This window comes from Fulvimarina manganoxydans, assembly GCF_900176465.1.
GTDB lineage: Bacteria > Pseudomonadota > Alphaproteobacteria > Rhizobiales > Rhizobiaceae > Fulvimarina > Fulvimarina manganoxydans.
In genome coordinates this window covers 1-21,403 of sequence record NZ_FWXR01000034.1, presented here as the reverse complement: position 1 = coordinate 21,403, position 21,403 = coordinate 1, and the positions used below count along the sequence as shown (strand labels likewise).

The 21,403-nt window shown below is 63.8% G+C and carries 14 protein-coding genes; all 14 read left to right on the top strand.

Annotation, left to right across the window (positions count from 1 at the left end):
* Positions 1 to 281 precede the first annotated feature (281 nt).
* The 14 genes from B9A15_RS21520 (at position 282) to glyA (ending at position 21,200) form a co-directional block, all read left to right on the top strand.
* Positions 282 to 1,334: an HD domain-containing phosphohydrolase gene (locus tag B9A15_RS21520; protein ID WP_084412933.1), complete on the top strand. Its 1,053-nt coding sequence runs from the start codon at positions 282 to 284 to the stop codon at positions 1,332 to 1,334.
* Between the two features lie 329 nt (positions 1,335 to 1,663).
* On the top strand, positions 1,664 to 1,999 hold the full coding sequence (locus B9A15_RS21515) for an STAS domain-containing protein (protein ID WP_084412931.1): 336 nt from the start codon (positions 1,664 to 1,666) through the stop codon (positions 1,997 to 1,999).
* A 140-nt stretch (positions 2,000 to 2,139) separates the two neighbouring features.
* Positions 2,140 to 2,508, top strand: a complete 369-nt coding sequence (locus B9A15_RS21510) for a response regulator (RefSeq protein ID WP_084412930.1) — start codon at positions 2,140 to 2,142, stop codon at positions 2,506 to 2,508.
* Positions 2,505 to 4,571, top strand: coding sequence for a chemotaxis protein CheA (locus tag B9A15_RS21505; RefSeq protein WP_084412927.1), 2,067 nt, complete (start codon positions 2,505 to 2,507; stop codon positions 4,569 to 4,571). Before B9A15_RS21510 ends, B9A15_RS21505 begins: the two co-directional genes overlap by 4 nt.
* Positions 4,568 to 5,068: a chemotaxis protein CheW gene (locus B9A15_RS21500; protein ID WP_244557072.1), complete on the top strand. Its 501-nt coding sequence runs from the start codon at positions 4,568 to 4,570 to the stop codon at positions 5,066 to 5,068. The genes B9A15_RS21505 and B9A15_RS21500 overlap by 4 nt, the downstream gene beginning before the upstream one ends.
* Positions 5,065 to 7,170 (top strand): HAMP domain-containing methyl-accepting chemotaxis protein, encoded by a 2,106-nt coding sequence (locus tag B9A15_RS21495; RefSeq protein ID WP_139798545.1) that lies wholly within the window; start codon positions 5,065 to 5,067, stop codon positions 7,168 to 7,170. The genes B9A15_RS21500 and B9A15_RS21495 overlap by 4 nt, the downstream gene beginning before the upstream one ends.
* A 434-nt stretch (positions 7,171 to 7,604) precedes the next feature.
* Positions 7,605 to 9,566, top strand: coding sequence for a methyl-accepting chemotaxis protein (locus B9A15_RS23950; protein ID WP_084412925.1), 1,962 nt, complete (start codon positions 7,605 to 7,607; stop codon positions 9,564 to 9,566).
* Positions 9,567 to 9,659: 93 nt separating this feature from the next.
* Positions 9,660 to 10,124 (top strand): chemotaxis protein CheW, encoded by a 465-nt coding sequence (locus B9A15_RS21485; RefSeq protein WP_084412922.1) that lies wholly within the window; start codon positions 9,660 to 9,662, stop codon positions 10,122 to 10,124.
* A gap of 102 nt (positions 10,125 to 10,226) precedes the next feature.
* The gene (locus tag B9A15_RS21480; RefSeq protein WP_084412920.1) at positions 10,227 to 11,114 is read left to right on the top strand and encodes a CheR family methyltransferase; all 888 of its coding nucleotides are present in this window, start codon (positions 10,227 to 10,229) and stop codon (positions 11,112 to 11,114) included.
* A gap of 9 nt (positions 11,115 to 11,123) precedes the next feature.
* Positions 11,124 to 12,269 carry a protein-glutamate methylesterase/protein-glutamine glutaminase gene (locus B9A15_RS21475; RefSeq protein WP_084412918.1) on the top strand — a complete coding sequence of 382 codons (1,146 nt, stop codon included), beginning with the start codon at positions 11,124 to 11,126 and terminating at the stop codon, positions 12,267 to 12,269.
* Positions 12,266 to 14,050: a hypothetical protein gene (locus B9A15_RS21470; RefSeq protein ID WP_084412916.1), complete on the top strand. Its 1,785-nt coding sequence runs from the start codon at positions 12,266 to 12,268 to the stop codon at positions 14,048 to 14,050. Before B9A15_RS21475 ends, B9A15_RS21470 begins: the two co-directional genes overlap by 4 nt.
* A gap of 255 nt (positions 14,051 to 14,305) precedes the next feature.
* Positions 14,306 to 16,921: a hypothetical protein gene (locus B9A15_RS23085; protein WP_084412914.1), complete on the top strand. Its 2,616-nt coding sequence runs from the start codon at positions 14,306 to 14,308 to the stop codon at positions 16,919 to 16,921.
* A 209-nt stretch (positions 16,922 to 17,130) separates the two neighbouring features.
* Positions 17,131 to 19,887, top strand: coding sequence for a phosphoenolpyruvate carboxylase (locus B9A15_RS21460; protein ID WP_244557071.1), 2,757 nt, complete (start codon positions 17,131 to 17,133; stop codon positions 19,885 to 19,887).
* A gap of 14 nt (positions 19,888 to 19,901) precedes the next feature.
* On the top strand, positions 19,902 to 21,200 hold the full coding sequence (gene glyA / locus B9A15_RS21455; protein WP_084412912.1) for a serine hydroxymethyltransferase: 1,299 nt from the start codon (positions 19,902 to 19,904) through the stop codon (positions 21,198 to 21,200).
* Positions 21,201 to 21,403 lie beyond the last annotated feature (203 nt).

Genomic DNA, 21,403 nt, shown 5'->3' with positions numbered 1-21,403 from the left:
TTGGACGTCCCTTGCGGAGGGTCGGGCGTCAAAAGCCGCAGCGTCACCCTTATCTTCACCGCTTATTAGCTCTTTCTCACCATTGTGTTCAGCATTGGCGAAAACGTGATGCCTCGCGTGACGGGCGAGTGGCGCTTGGCGATTTGCCGCGGAAAAGTTGCAGGCCGTTTTGAGGCCGAGGGGTGTCCGCTCGAGGGATCGGGCGCGGCTCACCCGTCTCGGATTCTGGCGCGATCCGCGACGCTTGGGCCGGTTCGCGAGACGAAAGCAGGAAGCGTGAGATGCGGGTCTTGGTGATTGACGACAGCCGGTCGAGCGCGACGGTGATCGCCCAGCGCGTCGAGGCGATCGCGGGCGTAACGGCCACGGTCTGCCTCGATCCGCAAGTCGCGCTGGCGCAATGCGCCGAAACCGAGTTCGATCTCGTCCTCGTCGACTATGTCATGCCGAAACTCGACGGCATCGAGGTCCTGACCGCGCTTCGGGCCCTTGAACGCTATCGGCTCGTCCCGATGATCATGATCGCCTCGACCCTCGATGTGGAGGTCAAGCGCCGGGCGATCCAGGCCGGCGCCACCGATTTCCTCTCAAAACCCTGCGACTGGATCGAGTTCCAGGCGCGGGTGCGCAATCTTCTCACCCTTCGCCAGGCTCAGATCGATCTCGGCGATCGGGCGCGCAAACTGACGGCGGATGTGGCGCGAGCGACGGAAAAACTCGTCGCGCGCGAGGAGGAGATCATCTGGCGCCTGGCGAGAGCCATCGAATATCGCGACGGCACGACGGGGGATCATGTTTCGAGGGTTGCCGAGATCTGCCGGCTCATGGCCGAAGAGCTCGGGCTGGAGCCTGAGAGAGCGCGCATTCTCTATCTCGCGGCGCCTCTCCACGATATCGGCAAGATCGGCGTCTGCGATGCGATCCTGCAAAAGCCCGGCCGCCTGACGGACGAGGAAATGGCGCTGATGCGACGCCATGTGGAGTTCGGGGCCGATATCTTGCGGGATGCCTCGACGGAAGTGGTGCGCGTCGCCGCGGTCGTCGCGCGGACCCATCACGAGAAGTGGGATGGCAGCGGCTATCCAGCCGGGCTGTCGGGCGCCGAGATCCCGATCGAGGGGCGTATCGTCGCCGTCGCCGACGTCTTCGACGCCTTGTGCTCCGAGCGTCCCTATAAGCCTGCCTGGCCCGTGGAAAAGGCGCAGGCCGAGATCATCGCCTGTAGCGGTCGCCATTTCGATCCGGCCTGCATCGAGGCCTTCCTGGCCTGCTGGCCCCAGATCGCGGCCCTCGCCCAGGGCGAGAAACAAAGCGACATGATCGAGGCCGCGTGAGCCGACCCAGGCGGCCTTCCCCATTGGGGCCTCAAAGCGGTCCTCGTGGATGATGTTCGCATAGGATAAGAAATGCGAAAACACAAACAATCTTGCACCTTCCTCAAAGGAGATCGATAATAACCGATTACTTCGGAATAAAGATATGCGATTTTTCATATGCAGATGCGAAATACATGCCAGAACGAGCGTTCTTTTCTCTCATTACTTTGGCATGAAGGCTCTCCTGCCCCAACCAGACCGCAACTTAAAATACCTTATGTTTCCCCGTTAAGGGATTTGAAAATAATTGATATTTTAATTCAAACTGTAAATCACGGAGCAATACCATGGACGAACATTATCAGACCGATATGAACCACGCCGACGCTGGGTCGTCCTCCGTGATCCTGCTTGAGACCGCTTACGATCTTCGAAGCAGCGATGCGTTGGCCCAAACCTTGCGCGACCATCTTGGCCGCGGCGATGTCACGATCGATGCGAGCGGGTTGCAGTCGGCCGATATCACGGCCCTGCAGCTCCTCTTGTCGGCGCGCAATGCTGCGGCTTCCGCGGGGACGGCCTTCACGATCACCGGATGGGAGACGAGCGGCCTACCGGCCGCCGCCGAGCGTGCCGGTCTCGCAAAGGCTTTCGAACCCTGGATGAGGCCCCTCGGCGCCTGAAGCGCCGTTCGCCGTCATCCCAATCGATCATCGACAAAGGGGCTTCGCGCGAATGGCAAGCCCCCACAGTCACCCTCGGCCCCGGGAAGGTCGGGCGGTGCATTCGCTTTTCCCAACAACGCAAAGTCTCAGGAGCCCCGATGAGCAAAACGATCCTGATGGTCGATGACTCCGCTTCGGTCCGCCAGATGGTCGGCATGACCTTGAAGCAGGCTGGCTATAGCGTCGTCGAAGCCTGCGACGGCCAAGAGGCCCTCCAGAAGGCGACGGCGAATCGCGTCGATGCTGTCATCACCGACCTCAACATGCCCGGTATGGACGGCTTGACCTTCATCCGCCAGTACCGCGCCTCGCCCGCCAGTTCCGGCGTGCCGATCGTCTTCCTGACGACGGAATCCGACGAAGGTCTGAAGGCTCAGGCCAAACAGGCCGGCGCCACCGGCTGGATGGTCAAGCCCTTCAAGCCCGACCAGCTTCTGGCCATCATGCGGAAGGTCGCGGGAGCATGAGCGAGCTCGATCCGGCCGAAGTCTTCCGACAGGAAGCCGCCGATCTCATCGAGACGCTGGAACAGGCGCTTCTCGATCTGGAGAAACGGCCCGACGACAGCGAGCTGGTCGGCCTCGCCTTTCGCGCCCTGCACACCCTCAAGGGGTCGGGCGCGATGTTCGGCTTTACCGCCGTCTCCGAATTCATTCATGAGTTCGAGACCGCCTTCGATCGCGTCCGCAAGGGTGAAGCGACCGCCGATCGCCGGCTGATCGCCGCGGCCCTCGAGGCGCGCGATCATGTCGCCCAGCTGATCGACGATCCAGATTGCGATCCCGAGCGCGGCACCGCGATCCTTTCGGCCTTAAAGGCGGCCGTCTGCGAGGGCGCCGGGGTGGAGACAGGAGCATCCGAGCACCTCGCCGCCCCGATCGTCGAAACCGGTTCGGCCCAGCCGGTTGCAGCCGGCTGGCATGTGTGCTTCCGGCTGCCGGCCGACGCGTTGATCCTTGGCACCAATCCGCTGCTTCTCCTCGACGAGTTGCGGTCCCTCGGCCCTTGCGACGTTACGGCGGATACGAGCGCCCTGCCGCCGATCGATTTCATCGAGCCGCAGAGCTGCTATCTTAGCTGGGACGTCACCTTGAAGGCCGGCGTGTCGCGCGAGGCCGTGGACGACGTGTTCCTCTTCGTTCGCGACGACATGGAGCTTTCGATCGAAGCCATTGCGAGCGAGAGCCCGGTGGCTGCGGCGATCATGGCCCCAGTGATAGCAGAGACGACGACGGTCATCGAAGCCGCCCAGCCCATGGCTGCCGCGAGCGAGGCGTCCGCGCCCAAGCCCAAGGCGGCAGCCGCTTCGAGCGATCGCGCTAATGCCGCCAAGTCCGAGCGCAACGCCACGCTCCGTGTCCCCGCCGAGCGGCTGGACGAATTGATGGACCGTGTCGGCGAACTCGTCATCGCCCAGGCCCGGCTCAGCCAGCTCGCCGAAGCGATCCACGATCCTTCCCTCGTCAATGTGGCCGAAGAGATCGAGCGGCTGACGGCGAGCCTGCGCGACACCACGATGGGCACCCGCATGGTGCCGATCGGAACGCTGTTCGGCCGCTTCCGCCGGCTCGTTCACGACCTGTCGGAAGAGCTCGGCAAGCCGATCAGTTTCGTCACCGAGGGCGAGGACACCGAGCTCGACAAGACGGTGATCGAACAGCTCGCCGATCCGCTCGTCCATCTCATCCGCAATTCCATCGATCACGGCATGGAGCCGCCCGAAAAGCGCGCCGAGACCGGCAAGGCCGCGACGGGAACGTTGCGGCTGGCCGCGAGCCATCGCGGCGCCGAGGTGGCGATCACCGTCTCCGATGACGGGGCGGGGCTGAATGCCGAGCGAATCCGCCGCCGCGCGGAAGAAGCGGGGCTCCTTTCCGTCGGGCAGGTGATTTCCGAGGGCGAACTCAACCGGATGATCTTCCAGCCGGGCTTCTCGACGGCCTCTGAGGTGACCGCCCTTTCGGGACGCGGCGTCGGCATGGATGTCGTCAAGAAGACGATCGACGGTCTGCGCGGCTCGATCGACGTCGACACCACGCCCGGCAAGGGCACGACGGTGACCCTGCGCCTGCCTTTGACGCTCGCGATCATCGATGGCCTGCTCGTGCGCGTCGGCGAGGATCGCTACACGATCCCGCTCGCGGCCGTCGAGGAATGTCTCGAACTGCCCACCGGCGTCGCGGCCGACGGGCGGGGACGCAGCTTCCTCAATCTGCGCGGCGATCTGGTGCCCTTCCTCAAGCTGCGCGACCTGTTCCACACCGAGGGCGAGGTCGATCCCTATCAGAAGGTCGTCGTCGTCTCCTCCGACAACACCCGTGTCGGGCTCGTGGTCGATCAGATCATCGGCAACAACCAGACGGTGATCAAGCAGCTTTCGCGGCTCCATTCGGGGGTGAAGACCTTCTCCGGCGCCACGATCCTCGGCGATGGCACCGTCGCCCTCATTCTCGATGTCATGCATCTCGTCGCCTACGGCCAGAAGCTGGAAGAGCGCCGGCGTGCCGAAACCCTTGGGAGGGCCGCATGAGCGCCGGCGAGACGATGACGGGCATGAATGCCCTGACCATCCGCCTTCAGGACGAGATGTTCGCCCTGGAAGCGACCCATGTGCGCGAGATCCTCGATCCGGTGCCGATTACCCGCGTGCCCAATGCCGGCGACTTCGTCGGTGGCCTGATCAATGTGCGCGGCAGCGTCGTTCCGCTTGCCGATCTCAGGGTCAGCTTTGGCATGCAGCGCCCGCCCGCCGATGCCGACACCCGCATCGTCGTCATGGAGATCGATCTCGACGGCGAGCCTCTGGTGGCCGGTATCCTCGCCGACAAGGTCTATGACGTCACCGACATCACCGCCGCCTCGATCGAGGACGCACCCAAGGTCGGCATGCGCTGGCCGGCCGAGTATGTCCGCGGCATCGGTCGCCGCGGCGAAGACTTCGTCATCATCCCCGACATGAACCGCATCATCAGGGCAGAGGGAGACAGGAACTCCTCCCTGGCCAGCACTGAAAGGACCGACCGATGAGAATGACGCTCAAGACCAAGCTGGGAGCGACCTTCGCCGTCGTCGTTGCCTTGTCTGGCATCAGCATGTTTGTTGCGATCGAGAATCTCGCCAGCCTGGACGCCAAGATTCAGGAAATTGTCGACGGCAATGCGGCCCGCAACAATCTCGCCGCGACGATCAATGCCCGCACGCTGCGGATCGCCCGTGACGAGAAGAACTATATTCTCGCCAACACCGAAAGCGAGTTCAAGCGCTTCGGCGATCGGATCGAAGCGGAAGAGGCCGCCTTGCGGGACGATATCGCCCATCTGCGCGAGATGTCGAGCGACGAGATCGGCAAGCCCCGGGTCGATGCCTTCTCCGCCGCCTGGGACGACTTCATGCAGGAACACCGCAAGGTGCGCGACTTTGCGGGGCTGAATTCCGGCGAGAAGGCCCTCGAGGTCGCCGAAAATGCTGGCAAGACTGTCACGGCGACGCTTCTTCCCTATCGCGATCTTCTGGAGACCATGCGCCAGCGGGTCACGGGATCCGATGGCGTGTCCATGGCAACCTATGAGCAGATGCAGGATCTGGAAGCCAAGATTTTCCAGACTGCGGTCGACCTTCGCAACGTCCTCCTGACGATGGGCAATCCCCAGTCACAGGCAAATTATGTGGAAGCTCTCGACAATCGAATGGCGGCTGTCGGCGGCGAGGTCGAGGCCATCAAGGCGAGGGTCCCGTCGACGCAGGCGGCCCTCTTCACAAGCTTCGAACAGGGGATCGACAAATGGTTGCCGCTTGTCGACAGAGCCCGTGACATTGCCGTCGAGAACGGCGACTATAAGGCCTTCGAGCTCGCCAATGGCGGCGCGGCCGAGGCACGGCAGAAATCCGTCGACGCGCTCAATGCGGTGATCGAACTCAATAACCAGCAGATGGCAGCGGCGAGCGCCGGAGCCAAAGAGCTCTACGCTTTCTCCCGAAATCTCCTGATCGGCCTGTTGATCGGCTCGACCCTTTTGGCCGCGATCGCCGCCACCTGGATCATCTTCAATATCAGCCGCGCCCTGTCGAGCGCCCTCGGCCTTGCTCGTTCGGTTGCCGACGGCGATCTGAACGCCACCGCCTCGGTCAAGTCGAATGACGAGATCAAGGACGTCATCGACGCCCTGAACGCCATGGTCGCCAAGTTGAAGACCGTGGTCGGCGAAGTCACAGGCGCTGCCCGCAACGTCTCGGCCGGCAGCCAGGAAATGTCGGCCGCGGCCGAGCAGCTCAGCCAGGGCGCGACGGAGCAGGCATCGTCGACCGAGGAAGCCTCGGCCTCAATGGAGCAGATGGCGTCCAACATCAAGCAGAACGCCGACAACGCCAACCAGACCGAGACGATCGCCCGCAAATCCGCTCAAGATGCCCAGGCGAGCGGCGAGGCCGTCGGCAACGCCGTCAAGGCGATGGAAACGATCGCCGAGAAAATCCTCATCGTCCAGGAGATCGCCCGCCAGACCGACCTTCTCGCCCTCAACGCCGCCGTCGAAGCGGCGCGGGCCGGCGAACATGGCCGGGGCTTCGCGGTGGTGGCCTCTGAAGTGCGCAAGCTCGCCGAGCGCAGCCAGGCGGCGGCCCAGCAGATCTCGGGCCTCTCCGGCGACACCGTGAAAGCCGCCCAGCAGGCCGGCGACATGCTGACCCGTCTGGTGCCCGACATCCAGAAAACGGCGGAACTGGTCTCGGAGATCTCCAATGCCAGCCGCGAGCAGAATGCCGGTGCTGCCCAGATCAACACGGCGATCCAGCAGCTCGACAAGGTGACCCAGCAGAATACCTCGGCGGCCGAGGAAATGGCCTCGACCTCCGAGGAGCTGGCGAGCCAGGCCGATCAGCTTTCCCAGGCGATCTCCTATTTCCGCCTCGACCAGTCGGCCGGAGAGGTTGCCCCGAAGATGCCGGCCAAGCAAAAGAAGAAGGGACTTGGCGTCGCCGATATGCATGAAGCGATCCGTGTCGCCGCGCCGGGCATGGCGTCCGCTCACAAGCCGGCCAGCCGGCATTCGACCGGCGGCTTCGACCTCGATATGGACGATGGTGGCGACGACCTCGACAACCGCTTCGTGCGCAACGGCCGGGCCGCCTAACTTAGGCGTCCCAACCGAAAAGACGATCCGCCAAACCGCTTCGGTCTGAACCAACGTCTTTTCGAATCCGTCTCCCCGGCCCGCCTGCCGGGCCGGGGAGACAAGCGTCGATCGAACCAACTCGGCCAGGACGGGCCGCTCGCTTACGAGTTGGTTAGGATCATTACTTTAAACTGATTATCCACCCTCGAAACGGCTCTTGTGATCGTCTCGGCGCATCCGGCCCGAGCGCTCCACAAGCGCCAGCCTGACAGGGCCATGCAACGACATTCCGGCGTCGTCTTCATAGGGCGAGTAGCCGACAACGATCGCCGGGCAGCGCACTCTCGGAAGAGCCGAAGCGCGGCGGAACACATGATCAGTCCCAGTGGGATTGGGAAAACAAAGCGGCGACGAAGCCAAAGTCTTTGTCGCGATCGAGGGAAATCGGGGATATGAAACTCTCACTCAAGGCGAAATTTGCCGTCGCATTCGGCTCGCTGCTTGTCTTGACCATGGCGCTCGGCGTCCTGGCGATCGTGAAGATGAGCGATATCAACGACGCATCCACGGTGATCGCCGAAAACTGGCTACCGAGCGTCGACGTGGTCAATCGCATCAACACCGAGACCTCCGATTTCCGAGTTCTCGAATACCGTCATGTTTCTTCCCTCGATCCGGCGGAAATGCGCGCTGTCGAAGGCGAGATCGAGACCTTGCTCGCCAGCCTGAACAACCATCGGGCAAACTATGAGGCGCTGATCTCCTCACCGGAGGAGCGAGCGATCTACGACCAGTTTTCAGCAAAGTTCAAACAATATCTGAGCGCGCACGAGCGGATGCTCACCCTGTCGCGGCAGAATCAGAACGAACAGGCCGTCGCGGCTCTGAACGAGGGGCGCACCCTCTTCGACGACTTCTCGACCGACATGCTCGATCTCGTCAATATGAACAAGGCTGGCGGCGAAACCGCCAGCAACGCGGCGACTTTGGACTATGACAATGCGCGGATGATCGTCCTTTCGATGATTGGCTTCGCGCTCCTCATGGGCGTGGGTATCGCGGTTCTCGTCAGCCGCAGCATCCTGAAGCAGCTCGGCGGCGAGCCGGACTATACGGTTTCGATCATCCGCGAGATCGCGGTCGGCAATCTCGCCGTCGAAGTCGCGACCGCCAAGGGCGACACGACGAGCCTCCTCGCCAATGCCAAGGCGATGATCGCCAATCTGAAGAGCGCGGCCGGCGTTGCCGACCAGATTGCGGCCGGTGACCTGTCGGCCCAGCCGAAGCCCTTGTCCGACAAGGACACGCTCGGCATGTCCCTGAAGCAGATGGTGGAAAATCTCCGCCAGTCCGCAGGCGTCGCCGACAAGATCGCGGCCGGCGACCTCACCGTCGAGCCCAAGCCTCTGTCCGACAAGGACACGCTCGGCATCGCGTTGCAGAGCATGGTCCAGCGCCTGCGGGGCATCATCTCCGACGCGCTTTCGGCCGCTCACCACGTCTCCTCGGGCAGCCGTCAGCTGTCGGCGAGCTCGGAAGAGTTGAGCCAGGGCGCGACGGAGCAGGCCTCGTCGACCGAGGAAGCCTCCTCTTCGATGGAAGAGATGGCCTCCAACATCAAGCAGAACGCCGACAACGCCAATCAGACCGAGGCGATCGCCCGCCAGTCCGCCAAGGACGCCGAGGCAAGCGGCGAGGCCGTGGGCAAGGCCGTCGCGGCCATGGAGACGATCGCGGAGAAGATCCTCATCGTCCAGGAGATCGCTCGCCAGACCGATCTTCTCGCCCTCAACGCCGCTGTCGAAGCGGCGCGGGCCGGCGAACATGGCCGGGGCTTCGCGGTGGTGGCCTCCGAAGTGCGCAAGCTCGCCGAGCGCAGCCAGGCGGCGGCCCAGCAGATTTCGGGCCTCTCCGGCGACACGGTGAAAGCCGCCCAGCAGGCCGGCGACATGCTGACCCGTCTGGTGCCCGACATTCAGAAGACCGCCGAGCTCGTCTCGGAGATCTCCAATGCCAGCCGCGAGCAGAATGCCGGCGCCGCCCAGATCAACATGGCGATCCAGCAGCTCGACAAGGTGACCCAGCAGAACACCTCGGCGGCCGAGGAAATGGCCTCGACTTCAGAGGAGCTGGCGAGCCAGGCCGAACAGCTCCAACATGCGATCGCCTATTTCCGCCTCGACCACTCCCATGGCGAGCGCGCCAACGAAAGCTCAGCCCCGCGCAAGTCGGGCGCGGGCACAAAGAAGGCGGGTCATGCGGTCAACGACATGCATGAGGCGCTCCGCGCCGCGGCGCCTTCGATGTCCAGCTTCAAGCAGAGCGCGAAAAGCTCCGGCGGCTTCGATCTCGACATGGAGGATGGCGCCGACGAGCTCGACAATCGCTTCGTGCGCAACGGCCGGGTCGCCTGAGATCCGGCGACCTCGAGCCGATGCAATCGCGATCTCTCCCGGCCGCTAAAGGCCGGGAGAGCGCCAATAGAGATCAGTTGAAGGGGGTCGAAGATGACCGAGCAGAAGCAATTTGTGACCCTCGGGGTCGCGGAGTCCCTTTTCGCGGTTCCGGTCACCCGGGTGCAGGAGATCTTGGAGCCGCAGCCCTTTGCCCGCATGCCCCGCGCGCCGATGGATTTCCTCGGCATCATCGATGTGCGTGGCCAGAGCGTCCCGGTGATCGATCTGCGCCTTCGCTTAGGGATGCCGGCGGCAGAAGATACGCTCGATACGCGCATCATCGTGCTCGACGTCGCCATTGAGGAGACGATGCGCAAGGTGGCGCTTCGCGCCGACCGGGTCTTCGAGGTGGCCGAACTCGACGGTCCGCTCGAACCGCCGACGAAGATCGGCTCGCGCTGGTCGACCGATTGCATCGCCGGCGTCGGGCGTCGCAACGGCGCCTTCGTGACGGTTCTCGATCTCGATCAGCTCTTCTCCCAGGACGACGTCGCGGCCGGCGACATCGCCGCCTGACGATCGGTCGGCGGCACCTCGCCTTCTCCCTCGTCCAACCCAGCGCGCGGCGCGCCAAGCCTTGAGGCGAGCCCGCCCCAGCCCGATACAGGAACCGTCCCGATGGGTCATGCTCTTGCGGTCGCCGAGCGATCGAATGCCAGATCCGGCGCCCTGCCCGGCGATCAGATCGGCGCTGAGGATTTCGAGCGATTGGCCAGTCTCGTCACCCGGGAGACAGGCATCAAGCTTCCGGCCTCCAAGCGGCTGATGATCGAGGGCCGGCTGCGCAAGCGCATGCGCGCCTGCAACAAGCCCGATCTCCATGCCTATTGCCGCTATCTCTTCGACCAGGGTGGGATTGAGGCGGAGATGATCCATCTCATCGACGTCGTCACCACCAACAAGACCGACTTCTTTCGCGAGAACGAACATCTGCAGTTCCTGGAGAGCCGGATGGTGCCGGAGCTTCTGCAACGCGGCAGCAACGGCCGGCTTCTGAAGGTCTGGAGCGCGGCGAGTTCCAATGGCGCCGAGGCGTGGTCGATCGCCATGGTGCTGGAGGACATGCTGCGCCAGCGCCGGGATTTCCGGTATGCAATTCTCGGCACGGACATCTCGACCGTGGTCCTGGAACAAGCCCGACGTGCCATCTATCCCGTCGAGGCCATGGCGCCGGTTCCTACCGACAAGCGCCAGCGCTACGTCATGGAGGCGCGCGGCAATGATCTGCGCGGCGAAGTCCGCATCGTTCCCGAATTGCGCCGCCGAGCCCGGTTCGACCGCATGAACCTGATGGACGAGCGCTACCCTTACGACCGGGACGTGGACGTCATCTTCCTGCGCAACGTCCTCATCTATTTCGACAAGAACGATCAGGCCGCCGTCGTCTCCCGCCTGGTCGGCCATTTGCGGCCCGGCGGCTATCTCGTCGTCGGCCATTCGGAATCGATGGTGGTCCAGCAGGCCAATGTCCGCCCGGCCGGCCCGACGATCTTCCAAAAGGGTTAGGAGAGCCGGATGTCCATCCATCGACCCAACCCAACCGCCGAAAAGATCAAGGTGCTGATCGTCGACGATTCGGCATCCGTGCGCACGACGCTCAGCGCGATCCTGTCCGACGATCCTGAGATCGAGGTCATGGGGACGGCGGCCGATCCCTATCTGGCCGCCGAGAAAATCCGCAAGGAAGTGCCGGACGTCCTATTTCTCGACATCGAGATGCCGCGCATGGACGGTTTGACCTTCCTGAAGAAGATCATGGGTCAGCGGCCGATCCCGGTCGTCATCTGTTCGAGCCTCGCCAGCGAGCAGTCCGATGTGATGATGGAGGCGCTCGCCGCCGGCGCGGTCGACGTCATCACCAAGCCGCGCGTCGACACCAAGCAGTTCCTCACCGATTCGCGCATGCTGATCTGCGACGTGGCCAAGGCGGCCGCCCATGCCAAGGTGAGGAGTGGGGCCCGAAAAGAGGTCAAGACGGTCGTCGAGGCAAAGCAATTCGCCGACGCCGTCATCCCCGCGATCAGCGAGACGCGCGCCGCCTCGCTGCGCCGCTCCATTCCGAAAACCGAGCCGATCGTCTCCATCGGCGCCTCGACGGGCGGCACGGAGGCGCTGGCTGCGGTCCTGACCAGCCTGCCGGCCGAGAGCCCGCCGATCCTGATCGTCCAGCATATGCCGGAAGGCTTCACGGCGGCCTTTGCCCGCCGACTGAACGGCATCTGCGCGGTCGCCGTCAAGGAGGCGGCGGACGGCGACGTGGTGCTGCCCGGCCGGGTCCTCATCGCCCCCGGCAACCGCCATATGCTGCTGCGCCGCACGGCCACCCGCTACACCGTCACCGTGCAGGACGGACCCTATGTCTGCCGCCACCGTCCTTCGGTGGACGTGTTGTTCCGCTCGAGCGCGCAAAATGCCGGCGCGAACGCCATGGGCGTCATCCTGACGGGCATGGGCGACGACGGCGCGCGCGGACTGTCGGAGATGAAGGCGATGGGCTCGCACACCGTCGCCCAGGACGAGGAGACGAGCGTCGTCTTCGGCATGCCGAAGGAGGCGATCGGCCTCGGGGCGGCGGCCAAGGTCTTGCCGCTCCAGAAGATCGCCGGCGAAATCCTGCGCCATTGCGCAAGCACGGGCTTTACCGCGAAGGTAGCATCATGAGCGCATTGGCTCTTCAACATATCCACGATGACGAGGGGAATGTCGGCCAGCCCCGAAAGCGCCCTCGCCCCCTCGCTCGCAGCCACGGCTTTGCGGACCAGAGCGGCCGCCTCGACGGGACTATCGCCGGGATCGAGACGATCTTTCTCGGCATCGGCGAGAGCCTGATCAATGCCGTCGGCCTCTTGAGCGAGATGCAGGCCGCTTTCGCCTCCGTCACCGAGGTCCATACGAGCCCGGAACTGCGCGAGGCGGAGACCGCCATCCGCGTCCTTGTCGGGGAAAGCGATCATCTTCTCGCCAATATGGCGAGCGAGCGAGCCCTCATCGGCAAGCTTCTCAAATCGATCACCGCGGCCCGCCCGCGGATCGACGAATTGCGCCAGACAGTCGCCATGATCTCGGCCATCGCCGTCAATGCGAGGGTCATCGTCGCCGGCATGCGCCATGACGGTCATACCGAGCTCTCGGTCTTTACCGACGACGTCCTCAATCTGGCCCGGCGCGCCGGGACCGTCGTCGATCGCCTGCATTCGGGCCAGGCCCGCCTGCGGGCGCTTCTCGTTGACGCATCCTCGCGCAGTGAAAGCTTTGAGCGGACATTCCGCGAGGGCACCGCCCATTTGAGCGAGCGCATCGACGCCGATCTGAAGGCCGCCGTGAAAGACCGCAACCAGGCCGCCAGCGTCAGCCTGTCCGCCAAGGAGGCCTCAACCGGACTTTCCCAGCAGGCCTCGACGATCGTGGCCTCGATGCAGATCGGCGACAATACGCGCCAAAGGCTTGAACATATCTCGGCCGCTCTTCGCCTCGCCGACGAACATCCGGACGCCGCCTCGACGATCCTCGATCTCCAATGCGCCCAGATGGAAGGCACGCGCGACAAGCTTATCGAGGAAGCGCGCTATATGCAGGAGGCGATCATCGTCCTGTCGCGCGACATCGACGACGCCTTCACCGCGCTCAGCCGCGATCTCTCGGGCAACAAGGGCAAGGATGCCCCCGGCGCCGGCCGTCTGTCGGCCGATCTGTCCAAGGCCGCCGAGGAACTGTCCCGCTCGGAGGCCGAACATGGCCATATCGAGGCCTTAGCAGGGTCTATCGGCGAGAATGTCGCGACCTTCCAGGCCTGTTCGGACGAGATGCGCCAGCTCGAATTCGAGATGCGGCTCGTCAGCCTCAACACGGCCATCAGCTGCTCCCAGCTCGGCACCGAGGGCATCGCGCTCGGCGTCGTCTCCCTGCAGATGCGCGAACTCGTCGGCGAGATGGTCGCGCGGTCCGAGACGGTGGCGAGCGCGCTTTCAGAACTCGGCACGATCGCGGACGATCTCGGCCGCGTGCGCGCGGATGCGGCCGAGCGCAGCATCGCCAAGCTCGTCGGCGATGCCGAGCACAGCCAGACCTTCCTGACGACGGTCGAGGATCGCCTCGCCGGAGCGGCCCGCGAACTCTACGATCTCGGCAAGCGCGTCGCCGACCTCAGCCAGGATGCGGGCGCCGCGCTCGACCGGCTGGGCGGCATTCTGTCCGAGCTCGAAGATATCGAGACGGCGCTGAAGGACGAGGCGAACAGCCGGGACTCCAACGCCGACGCCGTGATTGCGGAGACCGACCAACAGGAGCTCTTCGCCAAGCTTCGCAAGACCTATACGATGGAGGGCGAGCGGCAGATCCACGATCGGATCGTGGGCGGCCCGTCGGGCGATTGGAGTGATGATCAGGGCGCGGCCGAGGACAGCGCGCCGGCATCGGACGATATCGACGACTTCCTCTTCTGAGCGTCAAAAGCGCTCTTGGGACCTGAACGCATCGCCCTTCGGCCGAACATCTCGGTCGGAGGGCGTTTCGCGTCGGCTTGTCTTATGCCGTCGGAGGGGTGAATTCACCGGCTCGATGGAGTTTTAAATAAATCCTGCGCTTTAAGACTAAGTTTACGAAAGAGTTGCTTGGAATTTCCGTTTCGTTACCCTGCCAACATTCAAGGCGATCCCTTACGACAACGATCCCCAGAGAGCGGCGGAGTATTCTCTAAGATGAACGAAGCGAACAAGACCGAAAGCACGTCGGACACGGCGAATGTCATCACCGCCGCAGGCGGTTTCGTGGCCGGGACGGACGGCGCCGATCGCTTCGTCGGAACGGCCGGTGAAGACGTCTTCTATGGCGGCAAGGGCGACGACGTCTATGAAGGCAATGGCGGCTACGACCAGGTCGATTTCGGCGGCAAAGCGTCCGACTATACCTTCAAGACCAATGAAGATGGAAGCGTCACGGTCTCCAGCGAGACCTATGGCACCGACACGCTGAAGGGCATCACCGGCGTTTGGTTTGCCGGCGAAGCCGCTTGGTACGACCTGAAGGATCTCGTCGCGTCTATTTCTACCGGCGATGGAGCCGGATCAGACGTCAATGTGGTTCAGGGAACGGGCGGCTACACCGAAGGCACCGACCAGGCCGACCTTCTCCTCGGCACGGCCGACACGGACGTCTTCTATGGCGGCAAGGGCGACGACCGCTATGAGGGCGGCGCTGGCTATGATCAGGTCAATTTCGACGGCAAGGCGACCGACTACACGATCACCCGCAACGCCGACGGCACGGTGAGCGTCGCTCATCCGACCTATGGCACGGACACGTTGTCGGGCATTCGCGGCCTGTGGTTTGCCGGCGAAGAGAAGCTCTACAATATCGACGATCTCGCCAAGACCGCGACCCCGGAGACCAAGCCGGATACGGGCAACGACACCGGGTCCGACACGGGCGCGGATGAGGGCAAGGGCGAGGATGCCGAAGGCGAGACCGGCAGCGACGATGGCGACGACGCCGGCAACGATACGGGCGGCGAGACCGGCTCGGAGACTGACGGCGAAACCGGTTCCGAAACCGATGGCGGCACGGACGACGGAGACGATGCCGGCTCGGATACGGCGAATGTCATCATCGCCACCGGCGGCTTCGTCGGCGGCACGGAGGGTGCCGATCGCTTCGTTGGAACGAGCGGCGAAGACGTCTTCTATGGCGGCAAGGGCGACGACGTCTATGAAGGCAATGGCGGCTATGACCAGGTCGATTTCGACGGCAAGCCGGCCGACTACAGCTTCAAGGCCAATGCCGATGGCAGCGTCACCGTTTCCAGCGAGACTTACGGCACCGACACGCTGAAGGGCATCACCGGCGTCTGGTTTGCCGGCGAAGACGCTTGGTACGATTTGAAGGATTTGATCGCGACGGTTCCGACCGGCGATGGAGCCGGATCGGACGTCAATGTGGTCAAGGGAACCGGCGGCTACACCGAAGGCACCGACCAGGCCGACCTTCTCCTTGGCACGGCAGGGACGGACGTCTTTTATGGCGGCAAAGGCGACGACCGCTATGAGGGCGGCGCCGGCTACGATCAGGTCAATTTCGACGGCAAATCCAGCGACTATACCATTACCCGCAATGGCGACGGCACGGTGAGCGTCGCTCATCCGACCTATGGCACGGACACGTTGTCGGGCATTCGCGGCCTTTGGTTTGCGGGCGAGGAGAAGCTTTACAATATCGACGACCTCGCCAAGACGGCCACCCCGGACGATAAGCCGGATACGGGCACGGACGGCGGCACTGACGACGATGCTGGCAGCGACACGGATACCGATACCGATAATGGCTCCGGCAGCGACGAGGGCGATGATGCCGGCGGCGATACGGGCGGCGAGACCGGCTCTGATGGCGGTGAGGACAGCGACAACGGCGCCGAGGACGATGCCGGCGATGACACCGACACCGGTACGGATACCGGCTCGGATGACGACGGCAAGATCAACGAGATCCACACCGATGGCGGCTTTACCGAAGGCACCGACGGAGCCGACCGCTTCATGGGTTCGCTCGCGTCCGAGACCTTCTATGGCGGCAAAGGCGACGACGCCTTCTACGGCGCCGGCGGCTACGATCAGGTCGATTACGACGGCAAGGCCTCGGACTACACCTTCGCCCGCAATGCCAATGGCTCCGTCACCGTCACCAGCGAGGCCTATGGCCAGGACCTCTTGAGCGATATCGACGGCATCTGGTTCCGCGGCGAGGAGAAGTGGTACGCCATCGACGATCTCGCCATCGACGGGTCGATCCAGGTCGGCGACACCAGCAGCTTCGACAATGTGGTTCACGCGCCCGGCGGCTATGTGGAAGGCGCCGACGGGGACGACCTCTTCATCGGCACCACCGGCGAGGATCATTTCTACGGCGGCAAGGGCGATGACAGCTTCGAGGGCGGCGCCGGATACGATCAGGTGGATTTCGACGGCAAGGCCTCGGACTACACCATCCTTCGCGGCCACAACGGCACCGTGACCTTCATCAGCGAGGACTACGGCACCGACCGGCTGACCAGCATCACCGGCGTTTGGTTCCGGGGCGAAGAGAAGTGGTACGACCTCGACGATCTCGTCAACGCGGCGCGGGAAGAGGCCGGATCGGACTGGTACAAGCCGACCGTGACCGAGATGGCGGAAAGCGGGAGCGAGCCGGCGACGGACGAGGCGCATGACGAGGCCCTCACCACCATGGTCGACCAGTTCTACGGCGCCGACATGTCGGACATACACGCCATGGACAGCCATGCCGGCGATCTCGCCCATGACGACATGACTCAGGCCGCCTGATCGGGGCGAGAACCGAGCCGATCGAGTGTCATGAGAGCGCCCCGCCAGACCGGCGGGGCGCTCTCTTTGCGTTTGCGCTTTCGTGCCCTCGCAGAAAAGGTCCCTTCCCGAATGAGTAGTGCGGCCTTGCCTTTCGGGTGAGAGTTTCCATGCGCTTAAGCATGGTAGGACTTGAGGCTCTGTTTATCCTTCCGCTTCGGGAGGCAGACATGATGTCACAAGCGCGTATACTCAACCCATCGCCGTCATCGGCCGCCGGGGTCGATCTGCCGGTGCCGGCAAGGCCCGACACCTATTCGATGGCAAAGGACGTTCTGGATCTCTTTCGATCCTTGCTGGTGGAGGTCGCATCCCCTCTTCTGCCCGAGATGAACGATCTTCTCTCCGGCCGGCTATCGGTCGGAGACGTTCCCGAAGACAGGCGGTTCCTGGCGCTTCAAGGCTTCGGCGTCTGGCACCAGCTGATCGCGATCGCGATGGAGTATGAGGGCGCGCAGTATCGGCGCCGGGAAGAGCGCGCCGGCCGCGCCATGATCGGCACCTTTGCCGATGTTCTCAGCCGGGCGAGAGATAAGGGCATAGATCGCCAGACAGTCGAGGCGGCGGTGTCGCGGCTGATGGTTCAGCCCACCATGACCGCCCATCCGACCGAGACCAAACGGGTCACGGTCCTTGAAATCCATCGGCGGATTTATCGCCGCCTCACCGAGCTTTTGACCCGCGACTGGACGCCCCAGGAGGTCGAGCGCCTCAAGGAAGCCCTGAAAGCCGAGGTCGAGATCCTCTGGCTGACCGGCGAGTTGCGGCTGGAAAAGCCTTCGGTCGCGCAAGAAGTCGATTGGGGCATCCACTTCTTCGACGAGGTTCTGTTCGAGGCCCTGCCGACGGTGGTGGAAAGCCTCGGCGACGCGCTCGGCGACACCTATAACACCGCCGCACCCGCCGATTTCCTGCATTTCGCCTCCTGGATCGGCGGCGACCGCGACGGCAATCCGTTCGTGACCGCCGAGGTCACTCGCGCCGCCCTTTCCCGCTATCGGGGTGCGGCGATCGCCTCCTATCGCGACCTCCTGAAATCGCTGTCGGCCGATCTTTCGATCGGCGTCAGCATCGTCTCTTTCTCAAGAGATTTCCGGGCCGCCCTGGACGGGCTTCTCGCCCAATGCGGGGCAAAGCGAACGGCGATCGAGGCCCGCAATGCGGGCGAGCCTTTCCGCCAATATTGTGCCGCCCTCGCCTGCCGGCTGGAGGCGACGGAAGCCGCCGATCGCGGCGAGCGGTCCGGGGTGACGCCCTATGCGAGGCCGGCCGAATTTCTGCGCCTCGTCCAGATCCTCATCGCGGCCTTGCGCGAAAGCGGCGCGCCGAGCGCGGCCGCGCGCAAGGTCCTGCCGCTCGAACGGCGCCTGCGCATCTTCGGCTTCCACACGGTGCGGCTCGACATCCGCCAGAACGCCACCGTCGTGAACCGCTCCCTCGCCGAAATCCTGTCGGCGATCGACGGAAAGGCGATCAAAGGGCCGGATGACCCAGACTGGCCGCATCGCCTCGTTTCGGCCCTGCGCGAGGAGGCCCCCGACCTGTCGAAGTTAGACCTGTCGGACGAGGCCCGCGATCTCGTCGAACTCTTCGAGCTTCTCGGCGAAGCGCGCCTGCGCGACCCGTCCTCGATCGGCGCCTTCATCCTGTCGATGACAACCTCGGCCGAGGATCTGATCGCGGTCTATCTTCTGGCCCAATGGTGTTCGGACAAGGCCTCAAGCATCATGGCGCCGATGCCGATCGTGCCCTTGTTCGAGACGATCGACGATCTTCGCGCCTCCCACGAAATCCTCGATACGATCTTCTCCAACCGAGCCGTGCGCCGCCTCATCCGGGAAGCGGGCGACCGGCAGGAGGTCATGCTCGGCTATTCCGACAGCAACAAGGACGGCGGCTTCTTCACCTCCAACTGGGAGCTCGCCAAGGCCCAGGTCGCCCTGAAGCGCATCGGCCGCAAGCACCGGGTCGAAGTCTCCTTCTTCCACGGGCGGGGCGGCTCGGTCAGCCGGGGCGGCGCGCCGGCCGGACGGGCGATTGCCGCCCAGCCCATCGGCACCGTCGAGGGCCGCATGCGCGTCACCGAACAGGGCGAGATCGTCTCTGCGAAATTCGCCAATCGCGGCACCGCCCTCACCATTCTGGAACGGCTCGTCGGCGCCGTTCTCGACCATACGCTGCAGCCGCCCGACACCGCCCGGCCCGACGAGATCGGCGAATATAAGGAGGCCTTCGAAGCCTTGTCGGGCCTCAGCCAGGTCAAATATCTCGACCTCGTCCGAATGCCGGGCTTCATCGACTATTTCAACGAGGCGAGCCCGGTGGAGGAGCTGGGGCTCCTGAAAATCGGATCGCGCCCGGCACGCCGCTTCGGCTCGGCGCCGCAAAACCTCTCCGACCTGCGGGCGATCCCCTGGGTCTTTGCCTGGAGCCAGAACCGCCACATGCTGACCGGCTGGTACGGCATCGGCACGGCGCTGTCCTCCTTCACGGGCGTTCGGGGCGAATCCGGCCATACACTTCTCAAGAAGATGTACGACACCTCGCCGCTCTTTCAGCTGGTGATCGACGAGGCCGAGAAGCTTCTCTTCCAATGCGATCTGACGATCGCACGCCTCTATGCCGATCTCGTCAACGATCCAATCGCCGCAAAGAATGTCTTCGCCGTCATCGAAGCCGAGGCGAAGCTCACCGAGGAAATGATCCTGTTTTTGACACAGGAAAAGAGCCTCGCCTTGCGCTTTCCCGAGTTCCGCACCCGGACCGAGAGCATGCGCCCTCAGATGGAAGGGCTTCACCGCCTGCAGGTAGACCTCTTGCGGAAGGTGCGGGCCGGCCGGGGCGCCGACGATGCGCGCGCGGAGGATGTCGACGCGCTTTTGATGACCATCCACGTCATTTCCGGCGGTCTCGGATGGACAGGATAACGGAGGAAAGAACAATGGATGCACGAGTTCCCGCCCAGACCCGCTTCTTCGCCGATCGGCTGGCCGATCGCGATCCGGACATCTTCGGAACGATCGAACGCGAATATGGCCGCCAGCGCGACGAGATCGAGCTGATCGCCTCGGAGAACATCACCAGCCGTGCCGTCATGGAGGCGCAGGGCTCGGTGATGACCAACAAATATGCCGAAGGCTATCCCGGCCGGCGCTATTATGGCGGCTGCCAATATGTCGATCAGGCGGAGGAGCTGGCGCGCGAGAGGCTGAAAAAACTGTTCGGATGCGCCTGGGTGAATGTTCAGCCCAATTCCGGCAGCCAGGCCAATCAGGCGGTCTTCCTGACGCTTCTCAAGCCCGGCGACACCATTATGGGTCTCAATCTGGCCGCCGGCGGGCATCTGACCCACGGCGCCAAGGTCAACATGTCCGGCAAATGGTTCAACGCCGTCCATTACGGCGTCGACAAGGACACAGGCCTGATCGACATGGACGCGGTGGAAGCGCTCGCCGAAGAGACCAAGCCGGCCCTCATCATTGCCGGCCATTCGGCCTATTCCCGCCATCCGGACTTTGCCCGCTTCCGCCAGATCGCCGACAAGGTGGGCGCGAAACTCCTGGTGGACATGGCCCATTTCGCCGGTCTCGTCGCCGGCGGGGTTCATCCGAGCCCGTTGCCCCACGCCCATGTGGTGACCTCCACCACCCACAAGACCCTTCGCGGACCGCGTGGCGGCATCATCCTCTCCAATGACGAGGAGCTCGGCAAAAAGCTCGATTCGGCGGTCTTTCCAGGCCTCCAGGGCGGCCCCCTGATGCATGTGATCGCGGCCAAGGCCGTTGCTTTCGGCGAGGCGCTGACGCCCGAATTCCGCGACTATATGAAGGCCGTCGTCGCCAATGCGAAGATGATGGCCGCGACCCTTCGGGCCGGCGGCGTCGACATCGTCTCAGACGGCACGGACTCCCATCTGATGCTCGTCGATCTGCGGCCCAAGGGCCTCACGGGCAAGGCGGCGGAAGCCTCGCTCGGGCGCGCCCACATCACATGCAACAAGAACGGTATTCCGTTCGACCCGGAAAAGCCGATGGTGACATCCGGCATTCGGCTCGGCACACCGGCCATAACGACCCGTGGCTTCGGCGAGGCGGAGGTGAAGACCGTGAGTGAGCTCATCCTCGAAGTGCTCGAAGGCCTTTCCAAACACGGCGATGAGGGCAATGGCCCAACCGAAACCGCCGTGCGCGGCAAGGTCGCCGAGCTGCTCAAGGATTTCCCGATCTATCCGCAGATCTGAACGAGCCAATCGTTCGCTTCGAGGGCACCCGCGTCAGATGGAAATGGCGGACGATTGGTCGGAGCGTTGAGACCGGTCGTCATCCTCGCACTCGAAGAGTGCGGGGACCCTGTGTGTTTGGGATAGTGTAGAGTGAGTGCGGGAAGGAGACCGACGGGACCCTGATCGCCCACGGGTAGATCGTGGCATGGCTCGATCCCTTC